The sequence below is a fragment of the Thermodesulfovibrio sp. 1176 genome (assembly GCF_029946585.1).
GTDB lineage: Bacteria > Nitrospirota > Thermodesulfovibrionia > Thermodesulfovibrionales > Thermodesulfovibrionaceae > Thermodesulfovibrio.
Genome location: NZ_JARZRZ010000005.1, coordinates 13,533 through 38,644, shown reverse-complemented (window position 1 = coordinate 38,644; position 25,112 = coordinate 13,533). Strand labels below are relative to the sequence as shown.

Annotated in this window: 27 protein-coding genes and 1 tRNA gene; 5 read left to right on the top strand and 23 right to left on the bottom strand. The window is 33.3% G+C overall.

The window, feature by feature from the left end; genetic code table 11:
- Positions 1-179: 179 nt before the first annotated feature.
- Both QI155_RS08980 and QI155_RS08975 read right to left on the bottom strand, forming a co-directional pair.
- The gene (locus QI155_RS08980; RefSeq protein WP_068860236.1) at positions 180-962 is read right to left on the bottom strand and encodes a TIGR02757 family protein; all 783 of its coding nucleotides are present in this window, start codon (positions 960-962) and stop codon (positions 180-182) included.
- Positions 950-1,405 carry a hypothetical protein gene (locus QI155_RS08975; RefSeq protein ID WP_068860234.1) on the bottom strand — a complete coding sequence of 152 codons (456 nt, stop codon included), beginning with the start codon at positions 1,403-1,405 and terminating at the stop codon, positions 950-952. Before QI155_RS08975 ends, QI155_RS08980 begins: the two co-directional genes overlap by 13 nt.
- A gap of 139 nt (positions 1,406-1,544) precedes the next feature.
- Here QI155_RS08975 and leuC point away from each other — a divergent pair, with 139 nt between their 5' ends.
- Positions 1,545-2,810 (top strand): 3-isopropylmalate dehydratase large subunit, encoded by a 1,266-nt coding sequence (gene leuC, locus QI155_RS08970; RefSeq protein WP_068860232.1) that lies wholly within the window; start codon positions 1,545-1,547, stop codon positions 2,808-2,810.
- Between the two features lie 111 nt (positions 2,811-2,921).
- On the opposite strand, the gene QI155_RS08965 is transcribed toward leuC, so the two are convergent.
- The 20 genes from QI155_RS08965 to QI155_RS08870 all read right to left on the bottom strand — a co-directional run bounded on the left by QI155_RS08965 (position 2,922) and on the right by QI155_RS08870 (position 21,279).
- Positions 2,922-3,479, bottom strand: coding sequence for a hypothetical protein (locus tag QI155_RS08965; RefSeq protein WP_068860231.1), 558 nt, complete (start codon positions 3,477-3,479; stop codon positions 2,922-2,924).
- Positions 3,480-3,493: 14 nt separating this feature from the next.
- Positions 3,494-4,000, bottom strand: coding sequence for a hypothetical protein (locus tag QI155_RS08960; RefSeq protein ID WP_068860229.1), 507 nt, complete (start codon positions 3,998-4,000; stop codon positions 3,494-3,496).
- A gap of 71 nt (positions 4,001-4,071) precedes the next feature.
- On the bottom strand, positions 4,072-4,644 hold the full coding sequence (locus QI155_RS08955) for a hypothetical protein (RefSeq protein ID WP_068860228.1): 573 nt from the start codon (positions 4,642-4,644) through the stop codon (positions 4,072-4,074).
- A 308-nt stretch (positions 4,645-4,952) separates the two neighbouring features.
- On the bottom strand, positions 4,953-5,429 hold the full coding sequence (gene ybeY, locus QI155_RS08950; RefSeq protein WP_281321462.1) for an rRNA maturation RNase YbeY: 477 nt from the start codon (positions 5,427-5,429) through the stop codon (positions 4,953-4,955).
- Entirely contained in the window at positions 5,426-6,940 is a 1,515-nt protein-coding gene (locus QI155_RS08945; RefSeq protein WP_068860223.1) for an HDIG domain-containing metalloprotein, read from the bottom strand. Before QI155_RS08945 ends, ybeY begins: the two co-directional genes overlap by 4 nt.
- Positions 6,909-7,826 (bottom strand): PhoH family protein, encoded by a 918-nt coding sequence (locus QI155_RS08940; RefSeq protein WP_068860221.1) that lies wholly within the window; start codon positions 7,824-7,826, stop codon positions 6,909-6,911. The genes QI155_RS08945 and QI155_RS08940 overlap by 32 nt, the downstream gene beginning before the upstream one ends.
- A 41-nt stretch (positions 7,827-7,867) precedes the next feature.
- Positions 7,868-8,530: an SPOR domain-containing protein gene (locus QI155_RS08935; RefSeq protein ID WP_068860219.1), complete on the bottom strand. Its 663-nt coding sequence runs from the start codon at positions 8,528-8,530 to the stop codon at positions 7,868-7,870.
- Positions 8,527-9,561, bottom strand: a complete 1,035-nt coding sequence (gene queA, locus QI155_RS08930; RefSeq protein WP_068860217.1) for a tRNA preQ1(34) S-adenosylmethionine ribosyltransferase-isomerase QueA — start codon at positions 9,559-9,561, stop codon at positions 8,527-8,529. Before queA ends, QI155_RS08935 begins: the two co-directional genes overlap by 4 nt.
- Entirely contained in the window at positions 9,548-10,543 is a 996-nt protein-coding gene (locus tag QI155_RS08925) for a SpoIID/LytB domain-containing protein (protein WP_068860214.1), read from the bottom strand. Before QI155_RS08925 ends, queA begins: the two co-directional genes overlap by 14 nt.
- On the bottom strand, positions 10,540-10,755 hold the full coding sequence (locus QI155_RS08920; RefSeq protein ID WP_068860212.1) for a DUF2905 domain-containing protein: 216 nt from the start codon (positions 10,753-10,755) through the stop codon (positions 10,540-10,542). Before QI155_RS08920 ends, QI155_RS08925 begins: the two co-directional genes overlap by 4 nt.
- Complete coding sequence (locus tag QI155_RS08915; RefSeq protein WP_068860210.1) at positions 10,748-11,293, bottom strand: epoxyqueuosine reductase QueH; 546 nt, start codon at positions 11,291-11,293, stop codon at positions 10,748-10,750. Before QI155_RS08915 ends, QI155_RS08920 begins: the two co-directional genes overlap by 8 nt.
- A gap of 2 nt (positions 11,294-11,295) precedes the next feature.
- Complete coding sequence (gene ruvB / locus QI155_RS08910; protein ID WP_281321461.1) at positions 11,296-12,273, bottom strand: Holliday junction branch migration DNA helicase RuvB; 978 nt, start codon at positions 12,271-12,273, stop codon at positions 11,296-11,298.
- On the bottom strand, positions 12,263-12,835 hold the full coding sequence (ruvA, locus tag QI155_RS08905; RefSeq protein ID WP_068860208.1) for a Holliday junction branch migration protein RuvA: 573 nt from the start codon (positions 12,833-12,835) through the stop codon (positions 12,263-12,265). The genes ruvB and ruvA overlap by 11 nt, the downstream gene beginning before the upstream one ends.
- A gap of 54 nt (positions 12,836-12,889) precedes the next feature.
- Positions 12,890-15,379 carry an ATP-binding protein gene (locus tag QI155_RS08900; protein ID WP_281321460.1) on the bottom strand — a complete coding sequence of 830 codons (2,490 nt, stop codon included), beginning with the start codon at positions 15,377-15,379 and terminating at the stop codon, positions 12,890-12,892.
- On the bottom strand, positions 15,376-16,491 hold the full coding sequence (locus QI155_RS08895; protein WP_281321459.1) for an ABC transporter substrate-binding protein: 1,116 nt from the start codon (positions 16,489-16,491) through the stop codon (positions 15,376-15,378). The genes QI155_RS08900 and QI155_RS08895 overlap by 4 nt, the downstream gene beginning before the upstream one ends.
- Before the next feature lie 343 nt (positions 16,492-16,834).
- Positions 16,835-17,578 carry an A24 family peptidase gene (locus tag QI155_RS08890; RefSeq protein ID WP_068861781.1) on the bottom strand — a complete coding sequence of 248 codons (744 nt, stop codon included), beginning with the start codon at positions 17,576-17,578 and terminating at the stop codon, positions 16,835-16,837.
- The gene (locus tag QI155_RS08885; protein WP_068861782.1) at positions 17,566-17,886 is read right to left on the bottom strand and encodes a hypothetical protein; all 321 of its coding nucleotides are present in this window, start codon (positions 17,884-17,886) and stop codon (positions 17,566-17,568) included. The genes QI155_RS08890 and QI155_RS08885 overlap by 13 nt, the downstream gene beginning before the upstream one ends.
- A gap of 2 nt (positions 17,887-17,888) precedes the next feature.
- On the bottom strand, positions 17,889-19,238 hold the full coding sequence (locus QI155_RS08880; protein WP_281321458.1) for a TatD family hydrolase: 1,350 nt from the start codon (positions 19,236-19,238) through the stop codon (positions 17,889-17,891).
- On the bottom strand, positions 19,235-20,437 hold the full coding sequence (locus tag QI155_RS08875) for a 2,3-bisphosphoglycerate-independent phosphoglycerate mutase (protein WP_281321457.1): 1,203 nt from the start codon (positions 20,435-20,437) through the stop codon (positions 19,235-19,237). The genes QI155_RS08880 and QI155_RS08875 overlap by 4 nt, the downstream gene beginning before the upstream one ends.
- 35 nt (positions 20,438-20,472) lie before the next feature.
- Positions 20,473-21,279, bottom strand: a complete 807-nt coding sequence (locus tag QI155_RS08870; RefSeq protein WP_281321456.1) for a hypothetical protein — start codon at positions 21,277-21,279, stop codon at positions 20,473-20,475.
- A gap of 114 nt (positions 21,280-21,393) precedes the next feature.
- Between QI155_RS08870 and QI155_RS08865 the strand changes: the two genes are divergently transcribed.
- Both QI155_RS08865 and QI155_RS08860 read left to right on the top strand, forming a co-directional pair.
- On the top strand, positions 21,394-21,969 hold the full coding sequence (locus QI155_RS08865; RefSeq protein ID WP_068861716.1) for a sulfite oxidase-like oxidoreductase: 576 nt from the start codon (positions 21,394-21,396) through the stop codon (positions 21,967-21,969).
- Entirely contained in the window at positions 21,966-22,652 is a 687-nt protein-coding gene (locus tag QI155_RS08860) for a hypothetical protein (RefSeq protein WP_143600894.1), read from the top strand. The genes QI155_RS08865 and QI155_RS08860 overlap by 4 nt, the downstream gene beginning before the upstream one ends.
- Positions 22,653-22,718: 66 nt before the next feature.
- Here QI155_RS08860 and QI155_RS08855 read toward each other — a convergent pair.
- A tRNA-Ala gene (locus tag QI155_RS08855) sits at positions 22,719-22,791 on the bottom strand.
- Positions 22,792-22,845: 54 nt separating this feature from the next.
- On the opposite strand from QI155_RS08855, the gene QI155_RS08850 reads away from it, so the two are divergent.
- Positions 22,846-23,859, top strand: a complete 1,014-nt coding sequence (locus tag QI155_RS08850) for an alpha-hydroxy-acid oxidizing protein (RefSeq protein WP_068861718.1) — start codon at positions 22,846-22,848, stop codon at positions 23,857-23,859.
- 489 nt (positions 23,860-24,348) lie between these two features.
- Positions 24,349-24,867, top strand: coding sequence for a chemotaxis protein CheW (locus QI155_RS08845; protein WP_068861682.1), 519 nt, complete (start codon positions 24,349-24,351; stop codon positions 24,865-24,867).
- The last annotated feature ends 245 nt before the right edge of the window (positions 24,868-25,112 follow it).

Here is a 25,112-nt window from a genome sequence, read left to right as displayed (position 1 = left end):
ATTGCCGATAGAAATTTCTACTCTGGGTGATTTTTGTCGTTCTGCCCTGATCCCAAGCGAAGGAGAAAAATTTGATCCAGAAATTCCTCAAGGCATCGAGCCTCTCGGAATGACGACTTGCTCAAAAATTCAATTTTTTTCTATCGGGGAATTTAGGTTTTAATAGGCAATTTTAGAAATCAAATCAAATTATTGATATCACCATGACAGAGAACAAAATCGTATTTTAAAGGATCGGAAGGAGAGAGTTTTTTCAGGGATTCTGTAATTTCCAATGCTGTTTTTAAATTTTGAACATTTCTTTTGGTAAGCCCTATTCTTTTTGAAACCCTCATTACATGAACATCAAGGGGGATAATAAGTTCTGAAGGTTTAATTATCTTCCATAATCCAAAATCAATATCCTGAGACCTTACCATCCATCTTAAAAAGAGATTAATTCTTTTACAGGGACTACCTTTTTCTGGTTTAGGGAAAAAATGTAGAAGTCCCTTTGTTTTTATATCTTTTCCATAAACAGGAGTTAAATCAACATTTAATCCTTCTTTTACAAAGTTTGAAATTTTGGAAATAGTTGAATTACTTGTTAATTCAGGTTGATTAAAGTATATTTCCAATGATGGACCTTTTTTGAGTATCCTTTGAAGAATAAATAAAAAACCTACAATATCTTGAATTGAGCTAAATCTATATTTTATTTTCAATTTTTCAATTAACCACAAAGGTTGAAAATTAATTATGAAATCAGCAGGATTTTTCCCCATGATTTTGAATAGTTCTTCAAGGAAGTTACAGAAACATTTAATACTTCCGTAGGCAAAAGCTGAAGCTATAAAAGCAGAAACTTCTATATCAAAAGGGTTATTGTACCTTTTTGGGAATTTTATTGGGTCATGCTGTATTGCTTTATCAAAGTCAAAGGAATTATAAATTTCTTCGAGTTTTTCTTTCAAATTTTCCATTTTTGAATTTGTCTATAATAAAGAGCTATCATGAGCGACTTTGTCTTTTTTTCGCTTCTCTCAGGACAACCTCTAATTCTTTCTGTCATTCTGAGCGTCAGCGAAGAATCCCCTCTTTTTCCATATCCAGCGAGTAATGAGAGATTCTTCGGGACATTGAGTCCCTCAGAATGACAAAAAAAAGGGTTGTCCTTCTGCACTTCTTTTCCCGTCATTCTGAGATCCATTTTCCTGTCATTCTGAGCCAAAGGCGAAGAATTCCTCTTTTTTCTGAGAGATTCCTCGGGGGATTGACCCCTTCGGAATGACAAAGGGAGACCCTTTCCCTTAATTTCTAATGTTGACAGGTAAGGTGTCATTCTGAACGAAGCGTTAGCGTAGTGAAGAATCTCCTCCTTATTTTTCACATTACACAGTCTGTAAAGAGAAATCCTTAGGAGCATTAAGCCCCTCAGAATGACAGTATGCTTGAAAGACAGCTTTTCTTTAATTAACAATTTTATGTCCATTTTTTATTTTTGATTAAATTACAAATTTTATGCAATAATTAAATTTTAATACCCAATTAACAGGAGGAAGACTATGGGGATGACAATTTCAGAAAAAATCCTTGCAGAGCATGCGGGTAAAAAAGAAGTTTCTGCTGGTGAAATAATAAATGCAAAGGTTGACCTTGTCCTTGCCAATGATATAACTGCTCCAATTGCCATAAAGGAGTTTGAAAAACTTGGAGTAAAAGATGTTTTTGATAAAGAAAAAATAGCTTTAGTGCCAGATCATTTTACACCCCAAAAGGACATCAAATCTGCTGAACAGTGTAAAATACTTAAAGATTTTGCTTACAAATATAAAATCAAAAATTACTTTGAAATTGGAAGAGTAGGAATTGAGCATGCCCTTTTACCAGAACAGGGATTGGTTTTACCTGGAGACCTTGTAATTGGAGCAGACAGTCACACATGCACCTACGGAGCTCTTGGTGCCTTTGCAACTGGTGTTGGCTCAACAGATGCTGCTGTTGCTATGGCAACAGGTGAATGCTGGTTCAAAGTTCCTGAAACAATAAAATTTATTTATTATGGCAAACTTCAGCCATGGGTGAGTGGAAAAGATTTAATTCTTTATACAATCGGAGATATTGGTGTAGATGGAGCATCATATATGGCAATGGAATTTACAGGTGAAGTAATTGACAGAATGCCAATGAGCGGAAGATTTACAATGTGCAATATGGCTATTGAAGCAGGAGCAAAAGCTGGAATTATTGCACCTGACAATATAACAGAAGAATATGTTAAAGTAAGAGCAAAAAGACCATATAAATTTTATAATTCAGACCCTGATGCTAAATATGTTCAGATAAAGGAATATGATTGCTCAAAAATTCAGCCAATGGTAGCATGTCCACACCTTCCATCAAATGTAAAACCTGCAGGTGAGCTTTCTCATATAAAAATTGATCAAGTTGTAATAGGTTCTTGTACTAATGGAAGGCTTGAGGATTTAAGAGAGGCAGCGCAGATACTCAAAGGAAGAAAAATTCATCCTGAAGTAAGAATGATAATTATTCCTGCAACACAAAAAATCTATATGGATGCATTAAAGGAAGGATTAATAGAAATATTTATTGAAGCTCAGGCAGTTGTATCTCCTCCAACATGCGGACCCTGTTTAGGTGGACATATGGGAATTCTTGCTAAGGGAGAAAGAGCAATAGCAACAACAAATAGAAACTTTATAGGAAGAATGGGACATCCAGAAAGTGAGGTATATCTTAGTTCTCCAGCAGTGGCTGCTGCAAGTGGAGTTTTAGGAAGAATTGGAATACCTGAAGAATTAGGTTTTTAAAAGCCATATGATTCAATGAGATGGAGTATCCCATTAAATAGGAGGATACTCCATGCTCTGATCTTGCATTTAATCTATAATTATTTAATCAAGATAAAATTTTTTAATTTTTCACTTTTTAACAGGAGGTAGTTGAATTTCAAGCCATTTGCTCGCATTTCTGGTTTCATCACTTTCTCTTACACTATTCAGACTATCAACTATTGCTCTAACTTTTACTTTTTGTCCAGCCATACTCAAAGGAAAATATATTGGGACTAAAAGATTTGAATAGAATTCACCAACACCGCTTCTGTTTAATCCATTTATAAAGATCCCGTCTGTTAAAACTTCCTGTTCAGCTCCTGGAGGTGAAATTAATTCCTGCATAATTGACACTTTAAATCTTTCTCTTGCTGGAGCATTTCCACGGTTTTCTATACGCAATTTTATTTGAGCTATGATACACTCACCTCTGCAGGCACTGGCAAAGCCTATACGGGGATTTCCATCAAGATTTATTCTCCCAACAATTATAAGATCTGGCATGGCAGGAAGTCCTATTTTTTGTTGACTCTGAGTTGATGGATCTGCAGGAGATGGCGCAAATTCTTTTGTTTTCTCACAAAATGCTTCAGAACATAAGATTGAAACAAATAATACACAGATTATGAAAAATCTTGTTTTCATTCATTCCTTCCTTTTTATCTTTGTTTCATTGAAAATGTTCCACTGCAACACTTGCCTGCAATAGCAGTATAGGTACCATCAATTACTTCCCACTTGCCTGTAGCGCTTCTACATATTTTTGCTTTTACTTCATGAACACAATTTTCATCTGGGCTGCCAGGCACTCCTTTTGCTTTACCTATTAGGCTACAACAATTACTTCTTGGTATAGGTGTTACTGTTCCTTCAAATTTTGCCTTAACTGATCCTGTTGAACTCTCTATCACCTCACCGTAAACCGCTGAACCACAATCTGTTTGCTTGATTGCCATGGTGAACTTTTCTGTTTTTGGTCCATAGGGACAGTTTGGTGAATCCTTACTTATACCCTCATACTTACCTGAAATACAGCATTTAATTGGTTTAACGGTAAGTTTTTCATTTTCTCCAGGCTTAATCGTGAGTTTTTCCTCTGCCAGAGCAAAACCCAAAAATGTTAAAACTAACAAAACTATGAACATAATTTTAAAATAAATTTTCATTTTAAACCTCTTTCTTGTTTTTAATTTTTCTTCCTACTGGAAGAATAGGTCTTCCAGCAGGAATTTTTTTATTATCTAAAAAGGGCATTTATATCAGTTCCACTTCTTTCCTTTTGATTGTTATTAACATTGCAATCATCATTCTGTGGGTTGCCATCAAGTCTTATATCAGGGTCATAGGCAATTATTACTTTGTAGGAAGGAGGGAATTCTCCTTCTGCAGGAGATGAAGCATTCCAGTTACGTTCGTATGTAATTATAACTTGCTGACCCGGATTTAAATTCTGAAACTTTTTCTGAGCCACAAGGCGTGCAGTCCCACCCATTGGAATTTCATAAAGATAGACTGCCTGTTGATTCGCTCCAGAAATGTATGGTGCTAATCCAGCATTCTTAACTACTCCTGTAATTCTTACCTTTCCTGAGAACTGACTTGTCTTTGAAATAATGGTAAAATCAATTTTCTCTACCGCAGGATCAGGACATTTTGGCAACGGTTTAACTTGTTTTAACTTATCAGTATCAACTGGAGATTTAAGGGTATCTTTTGGTTGAGGAATCTGTGTTTCTGCTATTGCTATTGAAAACATAAATAAAGCTAAGGTCAAACTTAAAAAACTAACATATAAAAATGATTTTCTCATCTTATCCTCCTAATTTTTCATTTTACTTTTAATTAAATTCTCTTCTTTTAACAGTAAATTTTTTCAAGATTTTCATAACCTATTGTAGAGCCTTATTCAATAATATCATGTTGAACTTGTCCATCAAAACCCGCTGGAATAAAACTGTTATTGCCAATATTCACCTCCCTTCTTTTATTTTCTTCCTTATAAGTAAGGTTTACTCTCAATTTTGTTCAAAAAATTTTTAAGAATTATCATGGAGATTAGTAAAAAATAATATTTATTTCATGGCTGGAACTTTAGGAAAAATTGGAACACCTGAAGAATTAGGTTTTTAAAAGATTTAAAATTTTTTCCTCCATTCTATGCATTTTTTTTGCTTCATAGGCAGTTACTTCATGGTCATAACCCATGAGGTGAAGTATTCCATGAATCAAAAGTCGAGTAAGTTCCTGCCAGAGGGATACTCTATAATGTTTTGCCTGAATTTTTGCCTGCAATGGATCTATAAGTATTTCACCAAGATAAATTTCTTTGAGATTATTGTCTGTTTCTAAATAAGGAAAAGATAAAACATCGGTTGTACTTTTTTTGCCTCTGTATTTGTAATTTGTCTCCTTCATTTTTTTGCTTCCAATCAGAACAACAGATATTGTTAAAACATCAAAATTTTCAATATTACATTTTTTTAATTGTCCGGTTTCCTTTAAGATTAAAATTATTTTTCTGACAATTTTAGATAACCTTTTTAATGAAACTTTTATCTTTCTTTGTCTATTCGCTATCTCTACTTGTAATTTCATTCTTTTTGGGTTTTTCTTTCTATTTCTGGATAGGGAATTCGTCTGTGGAAGATTCCAGTTAGTACATATTCAAATCTCTTTTTTATCTCTGTTAAATCTTTTAATGTTATTTCGCAATCATCAAGCTGTCCATCAAGAAAGATATTTTTAATTATTTTGTCTATTAAATTTGAAATTCTTGCAGGGGTTGGGTCATCAAGGGTTCGTGCTGAAGCCTCTATAGCATCTGCAAGCATCACTGTAGCTGCAAGCTTTGTTTGGGGTTTAGGTCCGGGGTAACGATAATCCTGTTCAGTGGGCGGAGTTTCCGATTCTTTTAGAGCTTTCTGATAAAAGTATGTAATCAATGCTGTTCCATGATGTTGTTGAATAACATCTTTAATTATCTCTGGAAGTCCAAATTCATTGGCAAGTTCAACTCCGTCTTTAACATGGGAAATAATAATCATACTGCTTAAATGGGGATTTAGTTTTTCATGTTTACTAATGCATCCTGTTTGATTTTCTACAAAATACTCTGGCATTCGTATTTTACCTATATCATGATAATAAGATGCTACTTTTGCAAGCAGAGGATTTACTCCAACAACTTCTGCAGCAGATTCAGCAAGACTACTTACAATCATGCTGTGATGATAGGTTCCAGGAGCTTCCAATGATAATTTTTTCATAAGAGGATGGTCAATATCTAATAATTCTATAAGACTAAGTGGAGTGGCTATCTTAAAGAACTTTTCTATGACAGGCAAAAATAAAAAACATAAGGCAGAGACTGAAAAGCCATTAATTACAGAAAAAATCATCAAAAAGTAAATTGAATTCAAAGAGATACTTTCTGTAATAAACAAAATTGAAAGGGAGCTAATAAGAGTCAATAAAGTAATATAGGCTCCTGCAGTTATTATGTCTGTTCTTTTCTTTACTTTTAATAAACTGAAAGCTCCAATAAGACATGTAATAAAAACATATATAGGAAATAGAGAAATTTCTATCCATATCCCTATCATAAGGCTTAAAATAAGAGAAAATATGATAGCTGTATGAAAGTCAAAAATCATGACGATCATTACAGCACCAATTGCAAAGGGAATTCCAAAATAATGGATTAGAGGATTGTCAATTTCTAATCCTTTAGAAAAAACAGAAAATAAATGTTCGAATAATCTGATAATAATTAAATTAAAAATAATCATGCTTCCAAGAAGCAGAAGCATCTTTTTCTTTTTCAAATAGGCAGGTTTATATCTTTTTAAATCTCTGTAGAAAAAAACAAAGAGAATGAAAATCAAAACATTGATGCCTAAGAATGAAAAAATTCCTGATTTATAATCATGAAGCAATAGAGAGATTAAAAAAGATAAAACAATAATTGAATAAAGCATTGGCCTTTCAATAAATTTGTCTATAGGAGTTGTCTTCTGTTTTTTTCTGAAACGTTCTATGAATTTTCTTAAATATGTCCTGTTTGGATTAAGGGGTTTAAGTTGAGGTGTATCTTTCATGTTTTTCATAGGCTCTTATTATTTCCTGAACAAGTCTATGTCTTACAACATCCTTTTCAGTAAAATATATAATCTTTATTCCTTCAATATCTTTAAGAATTTTTAATGCTTCTACTAAACCTGATACTTTCTGAGGTGGAAGGTCTATTTGGGTAATATCTCCAGTTATCACAGTTTTTGAGCCAAAACCAAGTCTTGTAAGATACATCTTCATCTGTTCTGTTGTTGTATTCTGGGCTTCATCAAGAATTATAAAAGCGTCATTAAGAGTTCTACCCCTCATAAAGGCAAGCGGTGCTATTTCAATTGCTCCCTTCTCAATGAGTTTTGAGGCTCTATCAAGGTCAAGCATGTCATATAAAGCATCATAAAGAGGCCTTAAATAGGGACTTACCTTTTCTTCAATTGCTCCTGGAAGAAATCCTAATTTTTCTCCTGCTTCTACTGCTGGCCTCACAAGCACTATCCTTGAGACAACTCTATTAAGCAAAAAATGAATTGCCATTGCCATGGCAAGATAGGTTTTACCTGTACCTGCTGGTCCAATTCCAAAAACTATATCATACTTTAGCATTGCCTCCATATATTGCTTTTGTGTTTCTGTTTTTGGGATAATTACTCTTTTCTTAGAAGGTATTGGTATTCCACCCTTAAATAGTCCAACGATTGAAACAGGTTTACCTTCCTTAAGTCCCTGAAGTGAATGCATAATATCTTCAGGCTTGATTATATAACCCTCACGATTTATTGTTCTTATATCTTCAATTATTTTTTCAGCTTTTTCTATGTCTTCTTCACTTTCTCCTTGAATAATAAGTTTGTTCCCTCTTACACTTAAAGTTACATTTAATGCATCCTCAATGAGTTTAAATATTTTATCTAACCCTCCATGCATGAAGGGATATTCTTTTTCTTCATTAAGTTCTATTATGCGGGCTATGACTTTCCTCCTTTAGTAGAGCTTTTAATTATAAAATTTTCAAATCCTTTGGCATGCAATTCCTGAGATATTTTCTTTGCCATTGAGAACCTCTCATATTTCCCTATTCTGACTTTATATAAATCCTCTTTAACCAGAAAACTGTCATATCCTGCTTTTTTCAATCTTTCTTTTAAATTATAAACATTTGTCATTTCTGAAAAAGCTCCTACTTGAATTGTATAAGTTGATTTTTTAATAGTTTTAGATTTAGCTGTTGTAAAAGATTTTTTTAAAACTTCATGTTTTTCTCTTTGTTCTAAAGCTTGTATTTGTGTTTTAGTTTCCATGTTTTCTGATTTCTTTTCCTGTTGTTGCTTTTCTGCTACTTCTATCTTTGGTGTAGGTATATTTTTTTCATCCTTTTGAGGAGGTTTTTCTACATTATCTTCAGTTTTTGGTTGAGAAGTTTCATTTTTATTTGCGAAGGCTGTCCCAACAGGTGTTGATAGAACTGTTTTTTCTGAGTCTTCAGTTTTTTGGATATATACTTCTTTTATAGGAGCTGTAATATATCCCAGAGTATAACCAATTGCTATTCCAATTAATGCAATACCTAATAAAATTGCAAAAAATATTTTTTTGTTCATTACTAAAAGTTCCTCACCTTTTTGTTTCATATGATTAACATAGCATCACCATAGGAAAAAAATCTATACCTTTTTTCTATGGCTTCCATGTAAGCTTTTTTAACTTTTTCAATATCACATAAGGCAGAAACCAGAGCAAGAGGAGTTGATTTTGGTAAATGAAAGTTTGTAATTAATGCATCTATAATTTTAAATTTATATCCAGGATAAATAAAAATATCTGTATTACCTTTTATTTTTTCATTATCCGAACCCATATCTTCGTATATCTGAGAAGCATAACCTTCCAGTGCTCTTGTTGTGGTGGTACCAACAGAAAAAATCCTTTTACCTTTCTTTTTAGCTGAATAAATTTCTTCTATCACGGTTTTTTCTATTTCAAAATATTCAGAATCCATTTTATGTTCCTTTAAATTCTCAACTTTTATTGGCTTAAAAGTTCCGACTCCAACATGAAGGGTTATCTCAAGCAGTTTTACTCCTTTGTTTACAATTTTTTCGAGTAGTTCCTTTGTAAAATGTAATCCTGCTGTAGGTGCTGCAATAGAACCACTCTTCTTTGCATAAACGGTCTGATAGTGTTGTTTGTCAGATTGATCGGGCTTTCTTTTAATATAGGGAGGTAAAGGCATAAATCCTTTTTCATTTATAAGATTTTGCACATCTTCAGCATTCATATTTTTGAAAACAATCTGCCATCCCTCTGATTTTCTTAGTTCAGCGCTAATTTCATCGATAAAAATTTCACCTTCATATTCTCCCTTTTTTATTACTTCCCATACTACATAGTGAGATGAAGCTTCTTTTTGCCTGATAAGAAGAATCTCTATTTTCCCTCCTGTTGGTTTTGTAGCAATAAGTCGAGCGGGAATAACTTTTGTGTTATTGATGATAATTATGTCTTCCTCATGAAAATATTCAACAATTTCTGAAAAAATTTTATGTTCTATTTCCCCAGAATCTTTATGAAGAACAAGAAGTCTTGATTGATCTCTTTGCTCAAGAGGTTTCTGAGCAATTAAATCTGCTGGTAGTGGATAATCAAGTTCAATTATTTTCATTGATTTGAGATATTTCTGTGTTCGGGTAAAAATATTGAAGTATTTCTTTGTAATTGTTTCCTTCCTGTGCCATCTGAAAAGCACACCATTGACACATTCCAACTCCATGACCAAATCCGCATCCTTCGAATACTATCCCATCTTCTTCGATTTTTATAGAATTTATTTTAGTACTTGGAAGAGTAGTCCATTGAAGAAGTCTTCTTAATTCTGTTGCTTTTATTACTTTTTTATTCTTTCCATTTGTGAATTCTAATTCTTTCACTCTTCCTGTTGATGTATAACTTAGAATTTTAACATTATTTATATTGTTCATTGATAAGGCTTTTGCAAGGATTTCAAAAGGTATTTTTTTCTCCCATAATGTATATGGTGATGGAGTAGAGGGTACTTCAACAGGCTTAAGGTAGGGGTATTCTCTTCCGAAAACCTCCTTTGGATCTTCAGTTTGTCCTACGCTGCAGGCATGATAAAAAGCCATAATTGGTTCACCATTGTAAGTGAGAATTTGACCTTTTGTTTCATTAACTGCATTTTCTACTTCTTCTGTTGTTTCTTCTCCTTTATAAACCTGATGGAACACAGAAGAAGTTACATCATAAAAACTTTTGTTTCTGTTTCGTATTATGTGAGCTAAAGCATATGTTCTTGCTAAAACAGCCTGGGCTTTTAATGCCTCTTTAGGCCAATTCACTCCTACTTCTGATGCAACTACCCCCTTTACATAATCTTCAAGTTCAACAACATTTATAAGATAGTATCCATCATTGTCCTTCCATAGTTCAATTTGCCCTTCATATTTTGATCCCTTTACAAATGCTTTTGCAGAAACTTTTTTTACTTTTTCTAAATCTGTTGAGGAAGGTCTTCTCTCTCCAAGAAGAACACGAATAAAGGAAATATCATTTTTTTCTGCTGTATAGGCTCCATTAGAAAAAATCAATATCAATGATAATATAAAAATTAGACTTAAAAAATTCATCGCTTGCTCAAAAAGTAAAAGATTAAACTAAATAGAATGCTTAAAAGTATTGAAGTACCTATAGGCAGATAAAGTACGAAATTTCTCTTTTCAATTACAATATCACCAGGAAGCCTTCCAATTAAAGGAATTTTCCCAATAACCATAAGGAGCAATCCGAGCAATACTGTTACTGCTCCAATTAGAATTAAAAATTTACCAATCTCATTCATAGTTAATCACCTTTAAATATCTCTCCGCTTCTGAATAAATACAACCACAATATCGCTGTTTGTATAGTTCAAGTACTTTACTTAATTGCATTGCCTTTGAAAACCCTTTTCTAAAATCCTCTGCATAGAAATTAACCCCAAAGGCTTCTCCAACTTCTTTACCAATTTCTATTATTTTATCAAACTTTTGATAGGGACTTACCAAAAGAGTTGTTGTAAAATTTTTAATTCCTGTTTCTTTTGCTTTTTTTGCTGTTTTTTCAAGTCTCAATTTATAGCAAATTAGACATCTTTCTTTTTCTCTTCCTGAAACCATACGAATAAACTTATAAAAATCTCTGTAATCTTCATCATAAATAACAGAGAGATTCCAGAGTTTTTCAAGTTTTTTTAAAGAATCAAGCCTCATCATATATTCTGTATAGGGATGAATATTGGGATTATACCAATAAAGAGTAATTTTAAATCCTTTATCTTTCAGAGATTCAAGAGGATAAATAGCACAATTACTGCAACAAGAGTGAAGTAAAATTTCCATGTTTAAAATAACCTTTCTGGTATTCTTTTTTTCAATACTTCATAGGCTAATCGGGTAGCAACCCTGCCTCTTGCAGTTCTTTCAATAAATCCTTCTTGCATTAAATAGGGTTCATAGACATCTTCAATTGTATCTTTATCTTCTCTTAAAGAGGCTGCAATAGATTCTATTCCAGCTGGTCCACCATTGAATTTTTCAATTATTGTAAGAAGAATTTTTCTATCCATATCATCTAACCCATAGTCATCAACATCCATTGCATGGAGTGCTTCTTTTGCTATAGATAAATCAATTGTTTCTTTATTTTTAACTTGAGCAAAATCCCTGATTCTTTTAAGTAATCTGTTTGCCACTCTTGGAGTACCACGAGACCTTCGAGCAATCTCTGAAGCAGCATCTTCTTCTATTGGAATTCCTAAGATTCTTGCTGACCTTTTTACAATTTCTTTAAGCTCCTCAGGAGCATAAAATTCAAGTCTAAAGACAACTCCGAAACGATCTCTTAAAGGTGAAGTGATTAAACCTGTTCTTGTAGTGGCACCAATTAGTGTGAATCTTGGAAGATTAATTTTTATTGAGCGAGCAGAAGGTCCTTGTCCTACAATAATGTCAAGATTAAAATCTTCCATTGCAGGATACAAAATCTCTTCAACCATTCTTGGGAGTCTGTGAATTTCATCAATAAATAGAATATCTCTGTCAGAAAGATTTGTAAGAATCGCCGCAACATCCCCAGCTCTTTCAAGAACCGGACCAGAAGTGCTTTTAATATTAACACCAAGTTCATTGGCTATAACAGTTGCAAGAGTGGTTTTCCCAAGTCCAGGAGGACCACAAAAAAGGACATGATCAAGGGGTTCTCCTCTTAAAAGGGCTGCTTTTATGAAAACTTCAATATTTTCCTTTATTTTTTTTTGCCCTATAAATTCTTTTAATGTCTTAGGCCTTAGAGTAATATCTAAAAGTTCGTTATTCTCCATGTTTACCTGCAAGTACTGCTAAGCATTCTTTTATAATCGTTCCTTCATTTTTATCTTTACTGTAAATCTTATCTAAAACCTCCTTTGCCTCAGTTTTTTTATACCCTAAGTTTACTAAAGCAGACAAAATATCCTCGTAAATCTGATCCTTTTCATAAACAAGGGATGGTAATACACCTTTTAATTCAAGGAGAATTCTTTGAGCTGTCTTTTTACCAATTCCAGGCACTTTACTTAAAGATTTAATATCTTCCTTATCAATTATTTCCTGTAAAGTTTTTCTATCATAGGTAGAAATAATATTCATTGCCATTCTTACACCTACTCCAGAGATTTTAATTAATTCTTCAAAAAGCTCTCTTTCATGGCTTTCTAAAAAACCATAAAGTTCAATGGAGTCTTCTTTTAAATTTAAAGAAGTATAAAGAAGAATATCCTTATCTTTATTAATGTCCTGAGAAACTCTAATGGGTACCTTAACTGAAAATCCTAATCCTCCAACCTGAATTACAACTCTATCAGGCTTAACAGAAACAACCTTACCTTCTATGAAATCAAACATTAGTTTATTTTAACATAATGCTAAAAGCATAAAATAAAGTATCGCCTGATTTGTTTACTTAATCTCAGATATTTTCTTTTTAAATTCAGATATTGTGAAGGGTTTGTTTATTATTTTCATACCTTCTTTAATCAAGGCATTTATCTGGGCAACATTGTTTGCATAACCTGTCATAAATAGGACTTTTACGTCAGGTTTTATTTTCTTAAACTTTTTATAAAGTTCTGCTCCTCCAATTGAAGGCATTACAACATCAAAAAGGCACAGGTCAATTTCGTCTTTTATTTTTTTAAACTTTTCTAATGCTTCAAATCCATTTGAGAAAGAAACAACATTTAATTCTATGCTCTTTAACATTTCCTCAACAACAGCTCTAACTTCATTGTTATCCTCAACAAGAAGAATACTTTTTATCTCAACTGATATATCCTCATCCTTTTCTTCAAATAATTTTTCCTCCCTTTCCATAAGAGGTAAATATATTCTGAAAGTCGTTCCTTTTCCTTCTTCACTGTAAACATTTATAAATCCTTTATGTTGATGAATTATTGAATATACAGTTGAAAGTCCTAAACCAGTGCCTTCTGTTTTTGTTGTAAAAAAGGGATCAAAAATCTTATCTATAATATCCTTTGGTATTCCTTTACCTGTGTCAGTAAAACTTATACATGCATAATCTCCTATCTTTGCGAAAGGATATACTCTTTTTGCATCAGCATCAAATTTCTTGTGTTCAACTACAATTTTTATCATCCCACCATAAGGCATTGCATCTATTGCATTAACTGTTAAGTTAAGTAAAATCTGGGTAAATTGGGTTCTGTCAAGGCTTACTGATAAGGGTTTATCAAAGAGTTCAAATTCAAAAGAAATGTCCTCCCTTAATGTGGGCGTTAAAAGTTTAATTTCCTCCTTAAGAAGTTCGTTAATGTCATAGACTTTAAATTCCATTGGTTGACTTTTCGTAAAAACAAGGAGTTTTCTTATAAAATCCTTTGCTCTTTCAACACCCTTTGATATATTTTCTGTATGTCTTTGTATCTGGGGATTATCCTTTGTAATCATCTGAATAAGTTGATTGCTTCCTGAGATTACTGACAGAATGTTGTTAAAGTCGTGGGCAATAGAGCCTGTAAGTCTTCCAATACTTTCCATTTTTTGGGCTTGAAAGAGTTGTTCCTGAAGTTTTCTTTTTTCTGTTATATCCTTTATTGATGAAACAATAAAAAGAATTCCTTCTTTTTCATCTCGAACAACTGAAGATGATAAAAGAGCATAAAAGGGTTCACCATTTTTTCTTTTAAAGGTAACTTCAAAATCTTTAACATAACCCTTTAATTCTAATTCCTTTAAAATTTCTAATCGCTGACCGATATCGTGATAAATCTGCCAGGCTTTTATTTTTAATATTTCTTCTTTATTTTCGTATCCAAACATTTTTAATCCTGCTTCATTTATATCAAGAATATCACCTTCTGTAGTAGAAAGAACTATTGTATCAATGGAAGAATCAAATATTTTTTGAAGTTTCATTTCTCTGTCATATATGCTTTTTGCCATCTGAGAAAGATTATAAGAGACTGTATCTAATTCGTCTAATCCCGATTTATAGGGAGAAACATTAAATTGTCCCTCTTGTATTTTTTTAATCATCTTTAATATTTCCTTTATGGGTTTTGATAATTCCCTTGATAGTATTAAGCTTATTGCAATGGAAAGAAATAAAGAAACTAATAAAATAAGAATCATATTTTCTCTTAAACCATAAATTACAGAGAATGCACTATAATAGGGCATTCCTATGAAAATTATTCCATCTAATGTGGGAATCTTTTCTGCTTTAAATATATATCTTTCTCCGTCAATCTTTCCTTCGATTAATTCTGCTACACCAGAGATTCCCTTTTTTACAAAATCTAAATCTGACCAGTTTGTCCCTTCATTTACTACTTTTTCATTAATATGAAAAAGTACTGTTCCCTTTTTATTTACAACAAAGGCATACATTCCTTGATTTTTAAGTATTTCTAAAACAGAATTTATCCCTGGAACATTTAAAAAGGCTAATACAATTTTGTCTGATGTAAGTTTTGACATTACATAATAAGATTCTTTGTCAATTAATAAAACATGGGGACCAAAAAATTGTGATTTACTAGCATTTTGAAAAATCGGAGAATATGATAAATCTATACCTATCATTTCCTGTCTTTTTGGAAAAATATCTTTGACTACTCCTTCTTTATCAACAACAATAAGATGCTTTATTGATGGTCTCTGAGAAAGTAAAAGTTCGACTTTTTCACGATTATAATTTTCAGCAGACAAAAACCCTGCAATTGCTTCTAAATCTCTGTATCTTTCTGAAATTGCCCTTTCAAGATAAAAGGAAAAAAGATTTATGTAGGTTTCATAATCTTGTTTTTTTTCCTGTTCAATATGTTTTTTTGAAAAAATATGAAAACCTGCATTGGTTAATAATATTATTATGAGAGAGAGGGAAATTAATGCTCCAAGAATATATAAGTGAAATGTCTTTTTCATTCCTGAACCCTTACCCATTTTCCCTTTTCAACTTTTACAACAAAAGGTTTTATAACTCTGTCACCAAATTTGTCAATAACAATCTCTCCCTGTAAACCTTGGAACCTACCAGTTTTTATTATTAGCTCTTTCATTTTTTCCCTTGTTGCACCACTTTCAACTGCCTGCTTTATTATCATTACTGATTCAAAACCTACAACTGCTCCCATCTCTGGTTCGTATCCAAATCTTTCAATGAATCTCTTTTTAAATTTTTGATAGAGTTCTCCTTTATATTCTTCATCAAAGGTTTCAATGCTTAAAAGTCCTTCAATTCTTTTTCCACCATTATCTATAAGTCTCTGAAATTTTGCCCAAGGCGAAGAAAGAAGTATTATATCTGGATTTAAAATTCTTAAGTTTTGAGCAATTAATGCAGTATTGTAAACCTCTGTAATTAATAAAACAGTATCTGGTGAATAACTTAAGATTTTCTTTGATAGTTCTTTTATATCGGTCCAACCTTCCTTAAATGGGATAAGAAAAAATTTCACATCTTTGCCAAAATTTTGCATAAAATTTTGTGCAAAATCTATGGTATATATTGGATTTAGTGTATCATATACTATGACAATTTTTTTAGGATTTATTTTTTCTTTAACATATTTTGCTAATACTTCAGCATCATCTTTATTTGTAGGTCTTAATCTAATCATGTAATCATCTAAACCTGCAAGTTCAGTTGATGTGGGAGTTGGTGCAATTGTTAAAATCTTTTTTTCATTTATGAGTGGCAAAAGAGCTTTTGCTGTTGTACTTGCTGCAGGACCGATTACTGCAATTACTCCTTCATTTACAAGTTCGCTATAGTTTTTCTTTGCCTGTTCAATATTATATTTGTTATCTTTGATAATAAATTTTAAGGGTTTTTCCTTTATTTCTCCTTCTTCATTTATGAGTTCAACGGCAAGTAAAGCACCATCTCTTATTTCCCTTCCTAAGTCTGGATATACTCCTGTAAGAGTTACAGAAAGTCCAATTTTTATTGATTGTTTATTTTGAGAGAGTGTAAACCATAGGATTATAAAAACTAATATTAAACCAACTGATATGTAAAGAATTTTCTTTTTCATTTTTTATCTTCCCCTCTGAAAAGGTTCTGTATAATTTTAACATTTATTAATTAATGTGTCATTCTGTTCCCTTTTTCTGTCATCGTATATTAATCGTATATTATGAATATTGGGTATAATCACGATCTTAAGCGAAGGATCTCGTTCCTCCTTTACCGTAATTCTGAGGGCGTTAGCCTGAAGGATCCTTTTTTTCTGAGAGATTCCTCTGGGAGATTTACCCCTTCGGAATGACAAAAGGAGACCTTTCACGGAGTTTATCCCTTCCCTTCGTTCAGGGCAGGCTCTGAGCAAAGCCGAAGGGTTCAGGGTGACAGTAAAACAGGATGACAGAAGAATTAATTCATCCCAAATATAATCTTAAAATTGACTGTCCCCAAAACAGACTTACCAGAGCACCAAGAGAAAGAAAAGGTCCAAAGGGGATTTTTCTATTGCCTGTTTTTTTAAGAATTATAATCCCAACAATACTACCAATTAAACTACCTATAAATACTGTTAATAAAGCATTCTGCCAGCCCAGTATAGCACCAATACCTGCATTAAGCTTAATATCGCCTCCTCCCATACCACCCCTGCTTAAAAGAGCTACTATAAAAAGGCTTCCTCCGCCAAAAAGAATGCCTAAAAGACTATCCTTTATATTCGATACCAATCCATCTAAACTATGAGGCAGGACAGATATAACTAATCCGCAAATTATCAGAGGAATTGAAATTACATCGGGAATAATCTGAAAGTCAAGATCAATAAAAGATATTACTATGAGAGCAGATATAAACAGAAAAATAAAAGGCAGAACTAGCGTTAATCCAAAGTGTAGATAGGCAATTCCATATAAAATTCCATTTAAAAGCTCTACAATTGGATATCTAAAGGAAATTTTACTACTACAGGAGGCACATTTTCCTTTAAGTAGTATATAACTTAAAAGAGGGATATTATGCCAGGGTTTTATTGTATTTTTACATTCAGGACAGAAGGAAAAGGGTTTAACTATTGAAATGTTTCTTGGAATCCGATATATGCAAACATTCAAAAAAGAACCAACGACTAACCCAAAGATTAGAGATATTACAAATTCCACTTCGTAACATCTCCAAGATCAGATAGTTTCTTTTTTTTCTCCTCTATTTCCTTTTCTACTTCCTTTAATTCTTTGATAAAACTGAATATTTTTTCATTTTCCTGTAAATTTGTAGAACTTCCCCATGATTTATAGGTTTCTTGTCCTAATTTTTTAAGTATTTCATCTCTTTTTTCTGTAATTTTGTGGATTTCTGACAACACCCTTAAAATATTAATCTCTACTTTAACTCTCTCTGAAATGGTTTTTGCCCAGAAATTAAGAGTTTTTAAACCCTGTAAAATATCTTTTTTTATGATCTCAAGCATTTTTATCCCACCTGATCAAGATGCCTTATTTTAAACTTAACACCTATAGAATTTGCAATCTCTGCACATTTTTTCAGGTCAACTTCTTTAACATTAACAACTGTCACCTGCACATAGGGAACATATTTTTTTGCATCCTTTATAAATTCTATAACACTATCATAGGCATCCTCTCTGAAGGGATTACATACTTTATTGTAGGTTTCTTTATCATGGGCATTGAGACTCACTGAGATGGAATCGATAAGTCCTTCAAGCTCTGGTAGAATTTTTCTTCCATGAATTAGATTGCCATGTCCATTTGTATTAATTCTTACCTTACCACCCTTGTCCTTTATCCATTTTGCAACTTTTTTAATAATATCAAGTCTTAAAAAGGGCTCACCGTAACCACAAAAAACTATTTCCTTGTATTTTTTTGGGTCTCCTACTGCTTCAATAAGTTCCTCTGCTGATGGTTCCCTTTCAAGCCTTAAATTGTGTCCCTTTACATAGTCAGTATGAAATCTAACACAGAATTTACATATATTTGTGCATCTGTTTGTCACATTTAGATAAAGGGTATCCCTGATTTTATAAGCAATTTCACACCTTGGAAGGTCTCCAATCTGAAAAAGTTTGTTTACATTGACAGTTGTTATTCTATCAATATCTTCAACAGTAACTCCTCTTAATTCTGCCAATGCTTTGGCAGTATATATCAAAAAAGCTGGTTCATTTCTTTTGCCACGCATTGGTTCGGGTGCAAGGTAGGGTGCATCGGTTTCAATCATAAGATAGTCATCGGGAACAAAACGAGCAACTTCTTTTATTTTTGTTGCATTTTTAAAGGTTACAACTCCAGAAATTGATATCAAAAATCCCATATCCATTGCTCTTTTTGCCTGATTAAGATTTCCACTAAAACAATGCATAACTCCTTTATTGATATTCTGTTCTTTTAAAATTTTTATTGTGTCTTCAAAGGCTTCTCTTGAATGAATAACCACAGGAAGACCAACATCCCTTGCAAGGGAAAGCTGTGAAGCAAAAGCCTCTCGCTGAATTTCTCGAGGTGAATGGTCATAGTGATAATCAAGACCTATCTCACCTATTGCAATAACTTTGGGATGTCTACTTAATTCAAAAATTTTTTTTAAAATTTCATTATTTAAATCCTTTGCATCATGGGGATGGATGCCTACTGTAGCATAAACCATGGGATATTGCTCAGCAATTTTAATTGCTTCATCAAGACTTTCAGTATCTGATGAGATGGTAATAATAGTGTTTACACCAGCATTTTGGGCATGCTTAATTACTTGGGGTATATCTTTTTTGAACATTTCAAGATGGCAGTGGCTGTCAATCATGCTCCAAACTTCTTCAACCTCAAAGTATTTGCAAGAACTAAAGGCATTATTGAAGTAGCTGGAATTACTCCAAGCTCACCTTTAAAACATTCTCTTTCTGTGAAAGCATTTACTAATCCGCCAAGAACATAGGGAGAATTTATAAGTAAAGGAACAGGATGCCAGCTATGTGCCTTAAGAAGGCTTGGTGTGCTGTGATCTCCTGTAATTACAACTGTATCAGGTTTTAATGAAAGAATTTCTGGCAAGAATCTGTCAAACTCTTCAATTTTCTTTACCTTACCTTCAAAATTTCCATCCTCACCAAAGGAATCAATTTTTTTAATGTGAAGGAAAACAAAATCATAGTCTTTGTAAGCTTTTTTAACCATTTCAACTTCTTCCTTAATATCACCTTCAACTGGAATATTTTCCATTCCAAGAAGTCTTGTTATCCCTCTATACATCGGGTATACTGCTATGGAGCATGCTTTAAGTCCATATCTTTCTTCAAACGATGGGATTGGCGGTAAAGCAGAAAATCCTCTTAAAAGAACATAATTAGCTTTTTCTTCATTTTTTAGAATTTCTTTCGCCCTTTCAATAAATTTTTTTGCAACTTCTGCAACTTTTCGTGACTCTTCATTCAATGGCTCAGGTTCCAGCGGTGGTTTTCCTTCCTTTTGTGGGTCTGTATCGGTTACCATTGCCTCTTTCTCTGTTATATTTTCGGGGAATCGGATAACAAGGCAGAATCTATGTTCTTTACCAGATTTTAAAATAATTTCAGTTCCATCGATTTCTTTTATCTCATCTGATAATCTTTTTGTAAGTTCAATATTTTTTTCCGTTGAAATTCTACCTGCTCTTCTGTCAATAATGAGACCATCTTTTAAAGTTGCATAATTGCATCTTAATGCTACATCAGTTTTTTTAAGCTCTATATCAAGTCCCAATGCTTCAAGAACACCTCTACCAATTTCGTATTTTAGGGGATCATATCCAAAAACTCCAAAATGACCAGGTCCACTTCCCGGTGTAATTCCATAAGATACAGGAATGTGAAGTCCACAGGCAGAGGATTTTGCCAGAGCATCAAGATTAGGTTTATATGCAGATTCAAGCTCTGTTTTTCCATTTACAGGAAGCCCCCCAACTCCGTCAAGGATTATAAAAATTATCTTTGTCTCGTTTTTTTGAATTAAAGAAGATATATCCATTAAAACACTCCTTTTTAATTAAGATAGTTGGAAAGTTACTTGCTTTTTACCTTATCAAAGTTAAGGATATCCATATATTGCCATTCTCTCCAGGCAAGCACATAAATACCTTGTTTGGTTGCATATTTTATCACATTTTCTGGAAAGATGATACTACCAAAAATAATTATTAGTTCCTTACCAGTGTGTTCAGGGAAAAATTCAAAAAATCTTTTGCTTTTCTTCTTTATTTCCTTTACATCTTCAACTTTTGGAGTTGAACGAGCCTCTATCATGAAAATTTTATCCTCACAGCCTGCAATGGCATCTATTTCATAGTCTTCACCATTTTTTCTTCTAAAAATTCTCTGTCCTTCCATTATAACTTCACATTGGAAGTATTTGCTTAGAGTAGGTCTTAAAGCAGGGGCTATAAGGTCTTCAACAATGGTTCCCATTTTCTTTGCAAGAGCGCTCCATTCCTTGTTTTTTCTGATGTTTTCTTCTTCCTGTCTTCTTTTGAATTCCAGCATCTCATCTTTGAATTCCTTCATCTCATCTTTAAATGCCCGCATTTCATCTTTAAATGCCCGCATTTCATCTTTAAATGCCCGCATTTCATCTTTAAATGCCCGCATCTCATCCTGAAATGCCCGCATCTCATCCTGAAATGCTCTTCTGTCCTTTTCAGATTCCTCTATATATCGTTGTAATCTCTCTTCAAAAGCCTTTCTATCTTTTTCAGCTTCTTCCCTGAATTTTTGCATTTCACTCTCTAACCTTCGCAATGCAATATCAGTATTAACTATAAATTGACCAAGCAGGCTTTCTAAGGATTCTACTCTATGTTCTAAGGTCCTCACTTTTGCCTCCTTGAGGTTGCTTAATTTACTATATCAATTTTCGAAATGATTGTCAATTTAAAAGACTTCTTTATCTTAATATGATATAATTATAAAAGAAATTTATAAGTCAAAATGACTGAGAAAAACCATAGAAGACTTCCACCAGGGCAAAGATTAATTGATAATTTTCCTGTACTTCATTATGGCTCTGTTCCGGAGATAGATATTAACACATGGGATTTTACAGTAAAGGGACTCGTGAATAATCCATTAAAAATTAACTATTACGAATTTTTAAAACTTCCTTCAGTTAAGATAAAAACAGACTTTCATTGCGTTACAGGCTGGTCAAAATTTGACCTTCTATGGAAAGGGGTACTCTTTAAAACTATTGCAGAAATTGTAAGACCTCATAATGAAGCTAAATATGTAATTGTTTATGCTGAAAATGATTACACAACAAATCTTACAATTGATGTAGCTTTAGATGACGATGTAATTTTTGCCTATGAATATGATGGAAAACCTTTAACGCTTGAACATGGTTATCCATTAAGATTAGTTGTTCCAAAGAGATATGCCTATAAGAGTGCCAAATGGGTTCGGGCTGTTGAATTCACCGTTTATGATAAACCAGGTTTCTGGGAAGTACGGGGTTACAGTAACTCCGCTGATCCATGGAAAGAAGAAAGATACGGATTGCCATGAAATTAATTTTTTCAATTTTGATTGTAATTATATTTTTTAATCCTCTGTTCGCAGAAGAAATCTATAAAGATAGTTTTCCAAATGGAAAGCCTCAGCTTAAATGGAACTTTTTCCCCTTCTTTAACTTAGATAACTTAGAAGGAGTTTATGATCCTTCTGCTCCAGATAGGGACAATGGAATCGGAGTTTTGAAAAATTCAAATGTTGGTGGTTTTGCAAGTTTAAGTTATGCAGTTACTGAAGAGGTTGAAAATTTTTATCTTGAATCCTACATTTATTGTCCAATAACAGAAGGAACAAAGGGATCTCTTATTGGTTTAGCCTTTTTAATTGATCCCATTAAAGGCAATTTTTACAGAGTAGTCTGCGACTTTAAAACTTCCGAGCCAAGCATCAATCTTGCCTATGTTGGCAATGATACGAGAAATTTTCCAGTTTTTCTAAGAATTTGGAGATCGAATGAGATTCCAGGTGGAATTCCAAAGAAGGAAGGATGGCATAAATTAGGTATTAGAGTAAAAGATGGGAAAGTAATTATTTACTGGAATGGAAAAAGACTAAACTTGACTCCTATATCAGTTGACAGAATTAAAAGAGGCTTTGTAGGAGTCTATACCAATTATGTTGGCGGATTTGGCTTAGCTACTACTAAAGTGGATAGTTTTATACTGAAAAAAGAATAATTTAAGATTTAAAAATGAATTTTTAAATTCCCTAAAAATTTTTCAACTATCTCAGGGAATTTTATATGGACGGTAGGGGAGTCGAACCCCCGACCTCCAGAGTGCGATTCTGGCGCTCTCCCAACTGAGCTAACCGCCCATTTTGTTTTATAATATCATATTTGACAAAAATTTTTCGTAGGAGGAGGATTAAATGAACTGGCAAGAAGTAAAGAAAATAGCAAAAGAAAAACTAAAACCCTACTGTCGTGTATGTCCTATTTGTAATGGAGTTGCCTGCGCAGGAGAAGTTCCCGGAATGGGAGGAGTTGGAACAGGTTCTTCATTCAAAGCTAATGTTGAAGCATTAAACAGGATAAAACTTAATCTTTCCACTATTCATGATGTTAGACAACCAGATACAGAAATAGAAATTTTTGGACAGAAACTTTCTCTACCTGTAATGTCTGCTCCAATCACAGGAACAACATACAACATGGGTGGAGCTATTACTGAGGATGTTTACACTCAAGAAGTTATTGCAGGTAGCATCATGGCAGGCACAATTGGATGGACTGGCGATGGTGCAGATCCTCTTATGTATGGAAGTGGAATTGATGCAATTAAGAAAAATGATGGAAAAGGAATTCCTATAATAAAACCAAGAGCTCAAGATGAAATAATTAAAAGAATCAGACTTGCAGAGGAAGCTAAAGCATTAGCTGTTGGCGTTGATATTGATGGTGCTGGATTAGTTACAATGGCTCTCAGAGGACAACCTGTAAGCCCAAAATCTCCAAAGGAGATAGAAGAATTAGTTAAATCAACCAAGCTTCCATTTATATTAAAGGGTATTATGACATTAAAAGAGGCCGAAATAGCATATAACTTGGGTGTTTCAGCAATAGTTGTATCCAATCATGGTGGAAGAATTCTCGATCATACACCAGGTGTAGCAGAAGTTTTACCTGAGATTGCTGACAAACTCAAGGGTAAAATAACTATTATTGCCGATGGTGGAGTTCGTTCAGGTGTTGATGTATTGAAACTTCTTGCTCTTGGTGCAGATGCTGTGCTTATTGGAAGACCAATTGTTGTGGCAGTATTTGGCGGAGGAAGAGATGCTCTTAAGCTTTATTTTGAAACAATAAAAAATGAACTTAAACAGGCAATGCTTCTTACAGGAGTTGACTCTGTAAAAAATGTTCCAAAAGAAATTTTAAGGTAATCTAAAAGTCGGTATTAAAAGTTAGGATGTCTTAGCTCATACTGTATTCAGAGGGAGCATTACTTAAGATTTCTTGTTTTAAACTGATGGCGAGGGAACTTATTCTGATTAAAAATAAGGAGAAGATTCTTCACTTCGGTTACGCTTTATTCAGAATGAACCCATCTTTTATGTCACCCTGAGGGACGAAGTCCCGAAGGGTCTCCTCCTTGAAAAAAGAGAGGATTCTTCGGCACTTTGTGCCTTAGAATAACTTATTCATCTGTCAACCTGACCCTCACCAAAGTAAAGGGGATGTGGCTTACAAAAAATAAAAAATTCATAAAATTCGGATCAGAATGATACATAAAGAAAAATTAAACTGCTCAAGAGATAACTTTGCAATCGCCAAATTTAGGCAAAAAGTTATTGTAATTTAATTATAGATTTGATAAAATTTTACTAAACATTAGAGTTTTTAGAGAATATTCAAATAGAGGAGGTGAAAATATGCAGACAGCATTGGTAGCAAAGGAGCAAAAGGAGACAAAGGAATCCCAGATTTTACAACTTGTAACTTTTACTCTTGGAGGGGAGGAGTATGCTGTTGATATTTTGAAGGTGCAGGAAATAAACAGGATGAAGGAGATAACAAGGGTTCCTAATGCACCCTATTATGTAGAAGGAGTAATCAACTTAAGGGGTAAAGTAATACCTGTTGTAAGTCTTAGAAAAATGTTTGGATTAGCTGAAGAAGAAGACAGAAGCAAACAGAAGATAATGATAATGGACATTCAGGGGACAACAATAGGATTGATAGTTGATACAGTATCTGAGGTTTTGCGGATATCATCAAACATAGTAGAACCTCCTCCATCAATGACTTATTCAGTAAGCAGTGAATTTATTTCTGGAATTGCAAAGCTTGAAGACAGGCTAATAATACTGCTTGATATGGACAGACTGATTGGTAAAGAAGAGAGTGCAAGCATAGTGGATGCAACAGAAAAGATGGCTATTGAGGGGTAAAAAGATTAGGGATGAAATTCTTCGGTACTTCGTGCTTAAGAATAACTACTCCATCTGTCACCCTGAGGCAAAGCCGAAGGGTCTCCTCCTTTTTTGTCATTCCGAGGGACTCAATGTCCCGAGGAATCTATCAGAAAAAAAAGAGGAGATTCTTCGCTATCGCTCAGAATGACAATAAAGAAGTCCAGAATGACAACCCTTTTTGTCATTCTGATTGGGGTAAATCCCCCAGAGGAATCTCTTTG

What these genes read in the sequence shown, in the direction of transcription:
- QI155_RS08980 (WP_068860236.1), bottom strand. Translation starts at nt 962, where the DNA reads ATGGAAAATTTGAAAGAAAAACTCGAAGAAATTTATAATTCCTTTGAC.
- QI155_RS08975 (WP_068860234.1), bottom strand. Translation starts at nt 1,405, where the DNA reads ATGCTCCTAAGGATTTCTCTTTACAGACTGTGTAATGTGAAAAATAAG.
- leuC (WP_068860232.1), top strand. Translation starts at nt 1,545, where the DNA reads ATGGGGATGACAATTTCAGAAAAAATCCTTGCAGAGCATGCGGGTAAA.
- QI155_RS08965 (WP_068860231.1), bottom strand. Translation starts at nt 3,479, where the DNA reads ATGAAAACAAGATTTTTCATAATCTGTGTATTATTTGTTTCAATCTTA.
- QI155_RS08960 (WP_068860229.1), bottom strand. Translation starts at nt 4,000, where the DNA reads ATGAAAATTTATTTTAAAATTATGTTCATAGTTTTGTTAGTTTTAACA.
- QI155_RS08955 (WP_068860228.1), bottom strand. Translation starts at nt 4,644, where the DNA reads ATGAGAAAATCATTTTTATATGTTAGTTTTTTAAGTTTGACCTTAGCT.
- ybeY (WP_281321462.1), bottom strand. Translation starts at nt 5,429, where the DNA reads ATGAAATTACAAGTAGAGATAGCGAATAGACAAAGAAAGATAAAAGTT.
- QI155_RS08945 (WP_068860223.1), bottom strand. Translation starts at nt 6,940, where the DNA reads ATGAAAAACATGAAAGATACACCTCAACTTAAACCCCTTAATCCAAAC.
- QI155_RS08940 (WP_068860221.1), bottom strand. Translation starts at nt 7,826, where the DNA reads ATGCATGGAGGGTTAGATAAAATATTTAAACTCATTGAGGATGCATTA.
- QI155_RS08935 (WP_068860219.1), bottom strand. Translation starts at nt 8,530, where the DNA reads ATGAAACAAAAAGGTGAGGAACTTTTAGTAATGAACAAAAAAATATTT.
- queA (WP_068860217.1), bottom strand. Translation starts at nt 9,561, where the DNA reads ATGAAAATAATTGAACTTGATTATCCACTACCAGCAGATTTAATTGCT.
- QI155_RS08925 (WP_068860214.1), bottom strand. Translation starts at nt 10,543, where the DNA reads ATGAATTTTTTAAGTCTAATTTTTATATTATCATTGATATTGATTTTT.
- QI155_RS08920 (WP_068860212.1), bottom strand. Translation starts at nt 10,755, where the DNA reads ATGAATGAGATTGGTAAATTTTTAATTCTAATTGGAGCAGTAACAGTA.
- QI155_RS08915 (WP_068860210.1), bottom strand. Translation starts at nt 11,293, where the DNA reads ATGGAAATTTTACTTCACTCTTGTTGCAGTAATTGTGCTATTTATCCT.
- ruvB (WP_281321461.1), bottom strand. Translation starts at nt 12,273, where the DNA reads ATGGAGAATAACGAACTTTTAGATATTACTCTAAGGCCTAAGACATTA.
- ruvA (WP_068860208.1), bottom strand. Translation starts at nt 12,835, where the DNA reads ATGTTTGATTTCATAGAAGGTAAGGTTGTTTCTGTTAAGCCTGATAGA.
- QI155_RS08900 (WP_281321460.1), bottom strand. Translation starts at nt 15,379, where the DNA reads ATGAAAAAGACATTTCACTTATATATTCTTGGAGCATTAATTTCCCTC.
- QI155_RS08895 (WP_281321459.1), bottom strand. Translation starts at nt 16,491, where the DNA reads ATGAAAAAGAAAATTCTTTACATATCAGTTGGTTTAATATTAGTTTTT.
- QI155_RS08885 (WP_068861782.1), bottom strand. Translation starts at nt 17,886, where the DNA reads ATGCTTGAGATCATAAAAAAAGATATTTTACAGGGTTTAAAAACTCTT.
- QI155_RS08880 (WP_281321458.1), bottom strand. Translation starts at nt 19,238, where the DNA reads ATGATTGACAGCCACTGCCATCTTGAAATGTTCAAAAAAGATATACCC.
- QI155_RS08875 (WP_281321457.1), bottom strand. Translation starts at nt 20,437, where the DNA reads ATGGATATATCTTCTTTAATTCAAAAAAACGAGACAAAGATAATTTTT.
- QI155_RS08865 (WP_068861716.1), top strand. Translation starts at nt 21,394, where the DNA reads ATGACTGAGAAAAACCATAGAAGACTTCCACCAGGGCAAAGATTAATT.
- QI155_RS08860 (WP_143600894.1), top strand. Translation starts at nt 21,966, where the DNA reads ATGAAATTAATTTTTTCAATTTTGATTGTAATTATATTTTTTAATCCT.
- QI155_RS08850 (WP_068861718.1), top strand. Translation starts at nt 22,846, where the DNA reads ATGAACTGGCAAGAAGTAAAGAAAATAGCAAAAGAAAAACTAAAACCC.
- QI155_RS08845 (WP_068861682.1), top strand. Translation starts at nt 24,349, where the DNA reads ATGCAGACAGCATTGGTAGCAAAGGAGCAAAAGGAGACAAAGGAATCC.